Consider the following 12,460-nt stretch of genomic DNA (forward strand, 5'->3'; position numbering starts at 1 on the left):
ATGTTTCCTCCTCATTTTCAATCAGACTTACTTCCAGGGATAGTATCAATATATGGTTCACCCAACGTTTGGTATAGACTAATATAACTGAAAAAAGGAAAAGGGCCATTCACCTATCAACAAAAAAGACGACTGGATAAGTATCAAACCGCCTTTTTTGATTACTCGTTAAACTCTTAATGCAAAACATAATATTGATAATGTAAGCGGCAGGAGGATAATGCTCAAAAATCCAAAAAACAAAATCATGGTTTGGTCGCTGACAGCTGCAACAGGCAGGCTGCATATGGAAGGATCCATGGCGACCGCCCCCATCATGGTTCCCATAATTCCTCCAACTCCCCCGTTAAACAATCCAGCAATGAAAGACTGTGCGTTCACCATGGCACCGAACACAGCGCCGACCCCAGTTCCTATAAATAAATTGACCCCGCTGATTACGAAAAAGTAGTCGGGAAATAACAAAAACAAATTCAGGGACGTCACAAGGCTTACGATTGTACTGGCGGTTACCGCGACAATGAAGGCGAAGCGATCGCTAAATAAGTATTTTGATTTATTTAGATATCGGTAGCTCAGGAAACTTATCAAACTATTGATTATGAGTACACATATGAGGAAGAATTCCATTTCCTTGGCTAGCTCCCATCTCTTACGACAATTTTGACGCGACAAGTACCATCCCGAATGAACCGATAATAAAGATTTCAAGGAATAACATAAAAGGCACGCTTCCAGAAGAAGCCGCACCAACCATTGGGGCCATGAGGCCCATCAAAAGCCCATTGATATACCCTGTCAAGAGAGTTTGGTAATCGAAAAGTCCTCCAAATAGTACACCGGTGAGAATCCCCGTTACAGCTGATGCTACCGTGATCTCCATGTAATGCAATGGAAATTGGTTTATTAAAGCAACCCCTGTTCCCAAGGAGAGCCCTCCTCCGGCAATCATCGCAATATTCATGCCAAGGTGAAACCCGATTAATTTTCTTCGTTTAAATAGATACATATACGAAATAAAAGCAATCAGGAAATTAGCATAGAAAAAGATAGCGAACCATTGTTCCATTTTATTTGATCCCTCCTGTGCCAGCATATGATGACATTCGCCTATGGGTGAATGCACACCTTTTATGCCAATTCATATATTATTTTTGAAATTATGTCAGGGGGGATAGGGTGAAACTGAGGATGAGGCTTAATGAGTATACGGAAGTCTTGTTGGAGAAAAGGAAGAATGAAAAGAGAACAGACGCCACCATATATGAAACCAGTGAAGGCATAACTTCGCCACCTGGTGCCACACCTACCGAGGAAATTCGGATTTTTACCGAATATATGGAACAGGCGAATCTATTAAAGATTGCAGAGGCAGCTCCCGAAAAAAAAAACCGCTGATGCTTAAACGATTCTTCAAGATGAAACGAAACCAACAAGTGGTGGTTTATTCGAAGGCTGGCGAGGAGGCCATTCAAACATTAGGCAAAGTAAGCGCCATTGGCCGTGATTTTGTCATGTTAACCAATTTAAAGGATCGGTTCTGGATTTCCTATGAAGCTATTGAATCAGCTAACATACCTCAAGGAGTACCGAACTTTTCTAACAGCCATCAGTACTTTATATATGATAACGATCTAAAAAGAAAACTGCTCTATAACTTTGGAGAAACGGTCTCCAAAAGGGATGTGCTTATCCAGCAATTTTACGAAGAATCGTTGAGCACCAATTTACGGTCATGGAAAAATACATGGGTGAGAGTCAGGACAGGTTCCGATACGTTGTTCGGAAAAATAATGGATGCTGACAAACTAACCTTAACCATTGCGTTGTGGAATGAGCAAACCAAACTGGATCTAATACACATAACATACGTTCAAAGCATACGTTTTTTGAGCCTAGTATCTTTACTTGGAAGGCATCAAATCAAAAAAGTGTTTCAATAATGGTTATTTTAAAACCAGTAATTATGCCAAAAGAAAAGGGGATGTAAAATGAACCGGACAATTCCGAGTACCGACCAATTATTCCTGGAGTTAAATAACCTTATCGGTGAAAGCATTCTGGTTGTTACGGAATCTACGCAATTAAATTTGTTAGGGCAAACATTCAGGCCGATTTTCTGCGGACCGATTGTGGAAGTGGAAGGGGGCCACCTCACAATATTTCCAGTTACCATCAAAATTCTTAACGCTCCATTTTTCCAATTTCCTACTCCTTTATCCATTCCACTTGAGAAAATAGCCCACTGGACTCCAAACTTTGATTGTGAAGCTCGGATCCCTCTCACATAAGCAGAAGGTCGGGTAAGAAAGGAGGATATCAGCATGACCCAGCATCGTTTTAATCGAAGACGGAATTCATCCCAGCCACCGGGCAATAATGGGGATTTAAGGTCCGATTCATTTCAACAGGAAGGTAGATCATTTGATAACAGGCCGATAAATGAGATCCATGATGAAGAGCTCATTAATCATTTTAGGGAAGGGATCGGGAGCAAGGTGTTTGTACTCTCGCCCTCGTATCCATTTATATTTATCGGCGAAATTCTTGACGTGGTCGAGGATATGATTGAGATTGCCGTTGAAACGACGCATTTTCAGCCATTGGAAAACAGGATATGGTTTATACACGTTCATAACATTGAAGTCTTTTATATTGAACGTCCGGGAGAGTCGAGAATACCGGAATTAAATGATATGACGTAGTAACGAAACGGGGGAAGTCGATGATCAGGCGTTTTCATGTTGTCGCCATTCCAATTCGCATAGTGATTAACAACTTCGGCGATCATAATCCGGATGGAAGGATGTATGTATTAAAGGAAAATCTGTCGAAGGTAAAAGAACTCGTTGATAAAAATCCCTTTACACCTGTAGAGCTTGTTCAGCCGCTGACTATCAGGGCGAATGAAGGGGATATAGTGGAAATCCTTTTTGAAAATCGGCTTAACCTTGCCGCGGGTATGCATTTCCAGGAAGCAGATTATAACGTTTTGACTTCTGACGGGGCAAATGTGGGATTAAATCCAAGCTCGTTAGCTGAGCCTGGAACAACGATCCTGTACACAATCAATACAACTAATGAAGGGATTTATTTTTTTACGGACCTTGGAAATGTGTCCAGTACAGAGCAGGGATCCAGCCTCCAAGCCCTTTTCGGTGCCCTGCTAGTTCAAAGAAGGGGTTCGTGGTGGACGGATCCCGTAACCGGCGGGCCGATTAATAGCGGAGTATATGCAGATGTCCATAATCCGTTTCTGCCTTCATTCCGGGAGTTTGCCTGGTTTTTCCATGATGAAATGGAAGTGGATGATATAACCGGAAACCGGCCGATCCACCCTGTGACCGGACAGGATGTGGATTCGTTTCACGGTGTGAATTATCGATTCGAGCCGCTATATAATCGGAAAAGGCTGATCGAAGAAGGTGTTGTCAGCCCTGATGTGGATGGGGAAGAGGTTCACCATGATTCTTGGGTGTTCGGTGATCCGGCGACACCGATCTTACGCGGCTACAGAGGCGACCCCACTTTGATACGGTTAATTCATGCAGGTGTTAAGGAAACACACACATTTCACTACCATGTGCATCAGTGGCTAAAAGATCAAACGAATATCCATTCTGAACTTGTGGATACTCAGGCAATTAGCCCTCAATCGCATTACAATGTGCAGCCACTATATGGAATGGGGAGCCTGTCGGGAAGCATTGGGGATGTAATCCTCCACTGCCATTTGTACCCGCACTTTGAAGCTGGGATGTGGGGAATCAACCGTATATTCGATACGCTCCAGGATGGCAGCCAATGCTATCCGAACGGCATACCGATTGCTCCGCTTCAGCCCTTGCCTGACAGGCCCTGTCCGCCAAAGCCAACGAAGGAAAAGCCCGGTTTTCCTAATTTTATTCCCGGTAAGGTTGGATGTAAGGCTCCAAGGCCGCCGCTGGGTATCGTCGGCGGCAGGGAAATGACAGAGCTTGAAAGAAATGCAGCCGTCCCGAATGCAAGGCCGGGAGCGGTTTTTACCGATTCATGCCTTGGAAATCCGGTGGTCGTAGAATTTGATGTCTCTGTGATTGAAATGCCGGTCGTTTACAATAAAGCCGGCTGGAATGATCCAAAAGCAAGATTTTATGTACTCGATAAAGACCTTGATGATGTTCTCTCTGGAAGAAAAGAACCCGAACCTCTTGTGCTCCACATGGAAGCCGGATCTTGCATCAGGATGAATTTTACCAACCGGATGCCACATGTCCTGGATGGAGACGCGTTCCAGCTTGTGACAAGAACCTATGAATGTGGATTTCATGTGCACTTCGTAAAGTTCGATGTCCTTGTTTCAGATGGTTCAAATGTAGGCTGGAATTATGACAGTTCCGTCCTGCCTGGTGAGACGATCCGGTATGAGTGGTTTGCAGAGTCGGAATTAAAGGCGTTTTTTTTCCATGATCACCTATTCCCTGTTTCTTACCAGCAACACGGGGTGTTTGGTGCAGGCTGTGTTCAGCCGCGTTTTTCCAAGGTAATGGATTCACGCACCGGTGAGGAGACAGATCGGGGGGCACAGGTTACCGTGGTGAATCCAATCATTCCTGATTACCGGGATTTCGCTTTATTTGTCCAGGATTTCACATTACTGTTCGATAAGGATGGCCGACCCATTGAACCGCCGGATTTTCCGGGTTCAACGGATGACCCTGGAATATTCGCCGTCAACTATAAAAATGAGCCACTGCAATTCCGCCTCGGCAAGGATTGCGACCCGGCTTATTCATTCAGCTCGTTTGTGGGAGGAGATCCCGTTACGCCGATTTTGCGCGCTTATGGGGGCGATCCGATTCGGGTTCGGCTGTTGCAGGGGGCCCATGAGGAATCCCACAGCTTCGTTATGCATGGTTTGAAGTGGAAATCGGAGCACCCGGATAACGATTCTGTCCTCAGGGACCAACAGCATATCGGAATTGCAGAGTCATTTACTCTTGAGTTGGAAATTCCAAAGGCAGGCGATTATTTGTGGGCGTTCGAGACGGAGGAAGATGTCTGGAATGGCACATGGGGATTGGTTCGAGCGTTTGACCACGAAGTGGATGACCTTATCCCCCTTACCGACCGGCCATGGCCTCCCCGCAGGAGAAGCGCCCTGCCTGAAGTAACTGGTGAACCGCCTTCCCTTGCCAATTCGCAAAGTACCTTGCCTCCTGATTTGGCAGATTTTCCTGAGGGCGCACCGATTCGACGCTTTCGTGTTGTCGCGTTCCAAACCCCGATTATTTATAATTCTTATGGGGACCACGACCCTTATGGCATTGTTTTTGCCCTGGAAGAGGATGTGGAGGATATCCTGTCAGGAAGAAAGAATCCGGAGCCGCTTGTTTTGAGGGGAAATACTGGTGATCTTATTGAAGTCACCTTAACAAGCCGGTTAAGATTTGAATTATTCCCTTTCCCGGACGGCATCCATCCATATCCACCAGTGAAGGAACAGGCCTTTTATCCTCCTTCAGTACGTATTTCAATGCACCCAAGCAGCTTGCTTGATTATGATGTGACGACATCAAGCGGGGATACTGTCGGGTTCAATCCGGATCAAACGGTAGGTCCCGGTGAAGAAATTACGTATCGCTGGCATGTCGGTGATGCAGTGGGCACCTGTGCTTTATGGGATATGGCGGATTTGCGAAATCACCGTTCGTTTGGAACCTTTGGGGCGTTTATAGCAGAACCCCGCTTTACGAGCTACCTTGATCCAAACACGCTGAAGCCTGTCAACACTGGGACCAGTGTAATCCTTAGCAATCCATTGCTGCCAACTACTAGAGAGTTTGTTTTAATCATGCATGATGGGGTAAGGCTGGAAGATAAAGATCGAATATTGATTGTTGATCCGATGGCAGGTATTATACCGGAACCGGAGGAATTCGACATAGCGGATACGTATGATAACGGTTCCCGCGGTTTTAACTATCGCACGGAAAGACTCATTAATCGCTATCGGGACCACCCTGTGTTAGCAGACTTATTCAGTTCAAAAGTATTCGGCGACCCAGCGACTCCTGTTTTTGAAGCATACGCGGGGGATCCGGTAACCGTGCGTCTTGCGAATCCATCAGAGCGCCGCAGGTCGCATACTTTTCACATTCACGGCCACCAATGGAAATTCAACCCGCTTGATGTATTTTCCCGGAATGTTTCATTCGTCGGCCATAGTGTCGCGGGAGCAACAGATGACTTATTCCTGATTGGTGGCGCGGGAGGAATTTTAAACTTCCCTGGAGACTACATGTATCGGTCGGGCAATATCCGCTGGGATATCGAGCAGGGGATGTGGGGAATCATCCGCGTTCATGATAGGGTTCAGCCGCACTTGCCATTACTAGAATGAAAATTTGTTTCCAGTGAGGCATTCGCCTTGTGCTTATATACCTGACCTTACCCTTTATTTCCCCAATCACTTGTTATTAGCTTAATATTAAGAAAACGATGTTGCCCGTCAACATCGTTTCTTGGTGTGTGCCCAAATGCAAATATAAGTGTGTTTCTTATAAGGATTCCACGAATTTAATTTTTTCAAAAGGAATGATTCTGAATTTTCCTTTGCAGCCACAATCTTCTTTTTGTCGTCTATTTTTCTTTTCGCTAAGCATCAAAACCTCAATAAAGTCTGTGCCGACATGATCAATTCTGGCTTCGAATACCTCCTGATCTTCACACTCAATTCTCACATCATGGTCAAGCAGCTGGCGTAATCTAAAGGCCAATCCGCCCTGTAATCCTGCTAATCGAAGATGAAAACGGTCACCACATATGAATCGTCTGTCGAAACATTTGTCAAATCGGTTTTCGAAACGATTATCAAACCTGTTCTCAAAATCTTCCTCAAAGCGATCCTGGAATCTTTCTTCAAAGCGCTCCTCAAGTTCATCTGAAAAATGGCCGGTATGGCGGAATTCTTTACATCCACAACCTTTTCGGTCATTGCGCTGTTTCCTGCATTCAGAACAGTTGCAATGGCGTTTCTTGCTCATCTATCTTCCTCCCTTAGTGTAAACCTATTTCTTTAAGGTAGCTGAGCCCTTTTAATGATTTTCAGCAAATTGTGTCTTGCGGCGTCAATTTATTTTTGATCTCTTTATGGTTGGAATCTGTCTCTAGAAAACGTGCGGGAGTTACCTCTGAAGCTTTCGGTTTGTTAGAGGTGGCAATAACCGAGTTTCTTTCACTAATTTGTCGCTTTTGGGTAGTGAAGTGAAGAACTTATCAATAATCTCCACTGGATTGTCCTTGTCAAAAAACCTTATTAAACAAGCAGAAGCACAGCAGGACCCTAAGGAGGATTCCAGTTCTCGATGCCGTCGGGACATACCATTATGGATTGTTCCGCAATTCTCACATTGCTGGAAATCTGTCATTTATCACCCTGACTCCTTTCCATTAAGCTAGTAATATACTATGTCAGGCATTTTTACCTGAATAAACATCAGCCCTCTTGTGGAAAATTTATCTGGGCAATTGTGTGTTTGACAGCTCCCAAGGTACGCCTTATATACGGGAAACATACTATGAAATGTGAGTGAACGGTATTTAACTAATCTTATCATCCAGGTTGCTAACTTACAGGGGGTCAAAGTCAACCTGTTTTTTCACAATATAAAGTAAGAATGTCATTTATCCTCATAGATAGGAGGTGACCTAATGAAAAGAAGGAAACGAAAAAAGGAAGGGGTTCGTTGTCCAGAAATTGTCTCACCAAATGCTCCGGATGATTTCTGTATTCCGGAAGCATGCTGTCCCGTACGTTTCGATACTCCTAAATTTCCCGCCCCGACTTCATGCCTCCCCGATGAAGAGACTAAGGAACTTGAAGAAAGAATTAATGCTGCTAATGAATTATTGTTGGACTTGGCTTTATCCAATGAGCGCCCTGAAGAAGGAATGATGCGGGCTTTTGAAGGGTTATCAGGACAGTGGGTTAAGCTAAAAATTGGCCAAGAAGATGAAGAAGAGGAACAAACAGAAAACATGCAGCTGAATGAAGTAATGCCACCCCAGGAAACCGGGGAAGTCCAACAAAGTAATTCTGGTAGAACAAAGAGAGCCCCATCATTTTCAGGTGGATCTCGTACCTCGGAAAATCAACAAGAAGAGGTAATGATGTCTTGTTCAACTGACAAATTAATTCTCGACAATCCCGACATAGTTAAAAAGAAGCCTGCTCGAAAAGGTGTAAAAAGAAAAAATAAAATATATATCAGATGGCAAAAAGCTCCCAAACGGAAATCAAGCAGGAGGACACAGGAACAGGAATCACTAGAGCAAGAAATGGTACGCGACGAGAGTGGATTTTTGGCAGGGCGTGTAAAAGTTGTTGGCAAAGATTTCGTGCTGTTAAAGGATGGAAAGAAGGAATTCCTAATCCCATTCGCTCAAATACGATCTATCAAACTTGAAAATCGTTTCGTACACCGGCCCCATGAGCCAGAATTGCTTGATATCGATCCGTGCCTGCGAAGATCGTTAACATTTAATTTCGGGGAAACAGTTGCCTCCTCACCGGAATTAATCCGAATATTTTTCAGAATGAATCTGAGTATGTTTTTATTGCTTCACTTATGGAAACCAATAAAGATCAAGCTTAAAGGTGAAGAAATTGAGGGTATTGTAGTTGAGGTTAGCCAGGAATCCATAGCGATTCAAATGGCAGATGAAAAAATAAGAGAGGTGCCGTTCCATTCCATTTTCTTTATGAGAATGTAACAGGATCCATTGCTCGAATAACCCTTGCAAGCCAAGGGTTATACATAATAAAGAGTTGTTATACAACTATTTATAATTATAAATAGGCATTTTGATTCTTTCAACCTTGCAATCTAGAAAAAAACGCTGTTACAATAATATGTAAACGCTTTCCTACATTCTGTTATGTATATATTTTATTTTTACTCCAGCAAAGATAGTAACCGTCAGCAATGAGGATAACGTAGTGGCAAAGGTAGCCAGGGCTAAGTATTAATAGTATCAAATAAAGAGCGAGTATGGTTTAGACAGATAGGAGGAAGAAACAAAATCCACTTGTTCCGTGAAAGTCCCTAGAAAGCTTCCGGCCAGTCAATAGGAGGATAAAATGAAAATTGTGATCGCACCAGATTCCTTTAAAGAAAGTTTGGCCGCAGACCAAGTGGCAAAAGCAATTAAGTCTGGGTTTATGGCTGTTTTCCCGAACGCGGAATATCATCTGCTCCCAATAGCAGACGGTGGTGAAGGAACCGTACAGGCGTTGGCTGGTTCAAGTAACAGTAGAATAGAAACCATTTCAGTCACTGGACCTTTAGGTGAGCCGGTAAAGGCCAAAATCGCTTTTTCTAACGATGGAAAAAAAGCTTTTATTGAAATGGCAGAAGCTTGCGGGCTGCATCTTGTTCCCGGTAATTTGCGAAACCCATTACACACGACTTCCTATGGGGTGGGGGAACTGATTGTATATGCAATGGACAGGGGCGCTGCCGAACTGATTATTGGGGTAGGCGGAAGTGCAACAAATGATGGTGGAATGGGTATGGCTTCTGCACTCGGTTATCAATTTTTTGATGTTTCAGGAGAATTGTTGAGGGGCCGGGGTGAGGATGTATTCGATGCAGAATCTATGTCTGTTATTTCCCGTGATAAACGTTTAGATCAAACAAAAATTACGATTGCGGCAGATGTGGAAAACCCCTTAACAGGCAAAAACGGTGCAACATATGTTTATGGGCCTCAAAAAGGGCTGCTTGGCAGCAGTTTAGCTGATATGGATAGGGCCATGGGCGAATTTTACAAAATGGCTTCCAGTCATTTAGGAAAAGAGGTAGCCGATTTGCCAGGAAGCGGTGCAGGCGGAGGAATGGGGGCTGGACTCCTTTTATTTGCAGGAGCGCAATTGAAAAAAGGTGTGGAACTTGTGCTGGAGCATTTAAATGTTAAGGACATTTGCCGGGATGCAGACATGGTAATCGTCGGTGAAGGAAAAATTGACGGGCAAACCCTATTTGGCAAAGCACCAGCAGGGGTGGCGGCATGTGCTCCACCGACATCCAAAGTCATTGCTATTTGTGGTAGCGTGGGAGAGGGCAGCGAAGTGCTTTATGATCATGGTTTTGACGCAATATTCCCTACTATTCCCGCCCTATTGCCCTTTAAAGATATCATGGGTGGGGCTTATGCCAATGTAGAACGAACGGCCCGGAATGTGGCCGCATTGCTTAGAAAAGAGTGAAAGCAAGTTACTTGATGGATATGATTTGTTTCAGGGCAAGTCAAAAAATTGTTGTATTGGAAAAATTGTTTTGACAATTCTATATTGTTTATATTATGATGTTTGTAACCAGTTGAATAGTTCTCCTAAAGGGGAGTAGCTTTTACAATAAAGTCGTCATTTCGGAGGGGAAACGCTCCCGGCTTTGTTGGCAACATTTGATCGTTGTTAGCAAGACCTTTGCCTAGTGGTGAAGGTCTTTATTTGCATTTTTAACCTTTACCATATTTTGGTAAAGGTTTTTTGTTTTTCAATTCCTTTAGGCAGTAAAAAGGAGACAGCAACTAAATAAAAAGGAAAGGAGGATTAAAAATGAAAAAAAGAAAATTGTCCTTTTCAGAGCTTATCAAGAAAAATAAAGAGGAGCTTCTGAAAGATAAGGCAGAGCTTGAGAAAATTGAAAAGCGTGTTGACGAAAAGTATGTAAGTGCAAGATAACACCTAAAAACCATTCATGATAAAAATTTTACCCTGGAGGGTCTTGATTGATACTGAGGAAATACATGTCTCTTTTAGGAATTGGTTCAGCAAAAATAGATCTTATTCTTGACAAGGAAGCCTATATGCCTGGTGAACCGGTACATGGCCAGTTTTATATAAAGGGTGGCACCATCGACCAACGCCTTAAACGCATCGACTGTGATTTGGTGGCCATTGATAACACCGATGGCTCCGAAAAGGTAATTGATTCAAAAACCATTCTTTCGTCGGCAAGCATTTTATCGGATGAAATGAATCAAATTTCATTTGCTTTTCAACTGCCGGAATCGGTAAGAGCTTCTACAGACCGGTTAACGTATCGATTTGATACAAGGCTGGCGTTTAACGAGGGTGCCAGCAGCAGAGACCAGGATGAAATCAAAATCGTTTAAGAATAAATTTTAGGACAAATACAGGAGTAGGAACAGATAAGAAGGAGGTGGCCTTTTTGTTTAAATTCTTTAAAAGACTGAAATTCATCTTGAAATTCTGGAAGTTCATTCCTTTTCTAAAAGATTTTTTTCAATCAGAAGAAGTGCATCTTCATAAAAAAGCACTTGGCATTCTGCTAATTCTCACATATGCCTTCTTCCCGTTCGATTTAATTCCAGACTTCCTTTCATTGATTGGGATTGTCGATGATGTGGTGATAGCTGGCTTTGTTTTAGAACGAATGGTCAAAATGGCCCCCGACGCCCTGAAAAGGAAACACGGGCTAACCTAGAGTAAAGAAAAATGCAATATATGCGTAATGGGAGGATTCAATGGAACTATCAATTTTGCTGGAATACGGCTGGGTGTTATTATTATTAATTGCAATAGAAGGGCTTTTGGCTGCGGATAACGCTCTTGTGCTGGCGATCATGGTAAAGCACTTGCCAGAAGAGGAGAGAAGAAAAGCATTATTTTACGGTTTGGCAGGAGCATTTGTTTTCAGGTTTGCTTCACTGTTTGCCATTTCGTTTCTTGTCGATGTATGGCAGGTCCAAGCGATAGGCGCCCTTTACCTGTTGTTTATCGCAGCTAACCATATTTTTAGAAAACTGGTAGTGAATAAAGGCAAGGAGAAAACGACCGAAGTTAAAGAAGGAAAAAAATCCGGGTTTTGGGCTACGGTCTTTAAAGTGGAGTTGGCTGATATTGCGTTCGCGGTCGATTCCATTCTGGCAGCCGTTGCATTGGCGGTAGCCCTGCCTAACACTAACCTTCCAAATATAGGAGGGCTTGACGGCGGAAAATTCCTTGTCATCTTCGCAGGTGGTATCATCGGGCTCATTATTATGCGATTTGCGGCTAATTTCTTTGTTAAGCTGCTCCACACAAAGCCAGGCTTGGAAATTGCGGCGTTTGTGATCGTCGGGTGGGTTGGTGTAAAGCTTTCCGTTTACACGTTATCACACCCAGAGCTTGCTGTATTGCCTGAAGGGTTTGCAAGCTCAACAGCATGGAAAGTTACGTTCTATACGGTTCTTGTCAGTATTGCACTCGCTGGATGGTTTCTTTCGAAGGAAAAGGAAGATCTGGCATCACAGGAAAGTATGGAAAGTTAAATTCATTCTAAAAAAGAAAAGTAGCATCCTATTGACAATTCTTAATGAATAAAATGGCTCGCTAAACGGAAAATACAAAGAAGGGAGTCTTGCAAGGCAGGAGTGCTCCCGATATAGGCGAGCCGTAATTGTATGTTTATCC

General features: G+C 43.4%; 14 protein-coding genes. 11 read left to right on the plus strand and 3 right to left on the minus strand.

What is annotated here, in order from left to right; translation table 11 throughout:
- Positions 1-168: 168 nt before the first annotated feature.
- Positions 169-630: a hypothetical protein gene (locus CUU64_RS13920; protein ID WP_101634218.1), complete on the minus strand. Its 462-nt coding sequence runs from the start codon at positions 628-630 to the stop codon at positions 169-171.
- Positions 631-652: 22 nt separating this feature from the next.
- The gene (locus CUU64_RS13925) at positions 653-1,069 is read right to left on the minus strand and encodes a hypothetical protein (protein ID WP_101634219.1); all 417 of its coding nucleotides are present in this window, start codon (positions 1,067-1,069) and stop codon (positions 653-655) included.
- A gap of 110 nt (positions 1,070-1,179) precedes the next feature.
- On the opposite strand from CUU64_RS13925, the gene CUU64_RS22630 reads away from it, so the two are divergent.
- From CUU64_RS22630 to CUU64_RS13945, 5 genes are read left to right on the plus strand one after another with little or no spacing between them, the layout of a single operon-like run.
- Positions 1,180-1,398 (plus strand): hypothetical protein, encoded by a 219-nt coding sequence (locus tag CUU64_RS22630; protein ID WP_257985525.1) that lies wholly within the window; start codon positions 1,180-1,182, stop codon positions 1,396-1,398.
- Positions 1,399-1,418: 20 nt separating this feature from the next.
- A complete protein-coding gene (locus CUU64_RS13930) occupies positions 1,419-1,943 on the plus strand; it encodes a hypothetical protein (protein ID WP_257985526.1) in 525 nt (174 codons plus the stop codon).
- A 48-nt stretch (positions 1,944-1,991) separates the two neighbouring features.
- Complete coding sequence (locus CUU64_RS13935) at positions 1,992-2,291, plus strand: hypothetical protein (protein ID WP_101634220.1); 300 nt, start codon at positions 1,992-1,994, stop codon at positions 2,289-2,291.
- A gap of 33 nt (positions 2,292-2,324) precedes the next feature.
- Entirely contained in the window at positions 2,325-2,705 is a 381-nt protein-coding gene (locus CUU64_RS13940; protein WP_257985527.1) for a hypothetical protein, read from the plus strand.
- Between the two features lie 20 nt (positions 2,706-2,725).
- Positions 2,726-6,382 carry a multicopper oxidase domain-containing protein gene (locus CUU64_RS13945; RefSeq protein WP_101634221.1) on the plus strand — a complete coding sequence of 1,219 codons (3,657 nt, stop codon included), beginning with the start codon at positions 2,726-2,728 and terminating at the stop codon, positions 6,380-6,382.
- Between the two features lie 157 nt (positions 6,383-6,539).
- Here CUU64_RS13945 and CUU64_RS13950 read toward each other — a convergent pair whose 3' ends face one another.
- Positions 6,540-7,025, minus strand: coding sequence for a hypothetical protein (locus tag CUU64_RS13950; protein ID WP_101634222.1), 486 nt, complete (start codon positions 7,023-7,025; stop codon positions 6,540-6,542).
- A 667-nt stretch (positions 7,026-7,692) separates the two neighbouring features.
- Here CUU64_RS13950 and CUU64_RS13955 point away from each other — a divergent pair.
- From CUU64_RS13955 to CUU64_RS13980, 6 genes are all read left to right on the plus strand, one after another.
- Entirely contained in the window at positions 7,693-8,754 is a 1,062-nt protein-coding gene (locus tag CUU64_RS13955; protein WP_101634223.1) for a hypothetical protein, read from the plus strand.
- 367 nt (positions 8,755-9,121) lie between these two features.
- Complete coding sequence (locus CUU64_RS13960) at positions 9,122-10,249, plus strand: glycerate kinase (RefSeq protein ID WP_101634224.1); 1,128 nt, start codon at positions 9,122-9,124, stop codon at positions 10,247-10,249.
- 351 nt (positions 10,250-10,600) lie between these two features.
- Positions 10,601-10,726, plus strand: a complete 126-nt coding sequence (locus CUU64_RS13965; RefSeq protein ID WP_101634225.1) for an FbpB family small basic protein — start codon at positions 10,601-10,603, stop codon at positions 10,724-10,726.
- A gap of 47 nt (positions 10,727-10,773) precedes the next feature.
- A complete protein-coding gene (locus CUU64_RS13970) occupies positions 10,774-11,160 on the plus strand; it encodes a sporulation protein (RefSeq protein ID WP_101634226.1) in 387 nt (128 codons plus the stop codon).
- A 56-nt stretch (positions 11,161-11,216) separates the two neighbouring features.
- The gene (locus CUU64_RS13975) at positions 11,217-11,492 is read left to right on the plus strand and encodes a YkvA family protein (RefSeq protein WP_101634227.1); all 276 of its coding nucleotides are present in this window, start codon (positions 11,217-11,219) and stop codon (positions 11,490-11,492) included.
- 40 nt (positions 11,493-11,532) lie between these two features.
- Positions 11,533-12,318 (plus strand): TerC family protein, encoded by a 786-nt coding sequence (locus CUU64_RS13980; RefSeq protein ID WP_101634228.1) that lies wholly within the window; start codon positions 11,533-11,535, stop codon positions 12,316-12,318.
- The last annotated feature ends 142 nt before the right edge of the window (positions 12,319-12,460 follow it).

It is taken from the genome of Bacillus sp. V5-8f (assembly GCF_002863565.1).
Lineage (GTDB): Bacteria > Bacillota > Bacilli > Bacillales > DSM-1321 > Peribacillus.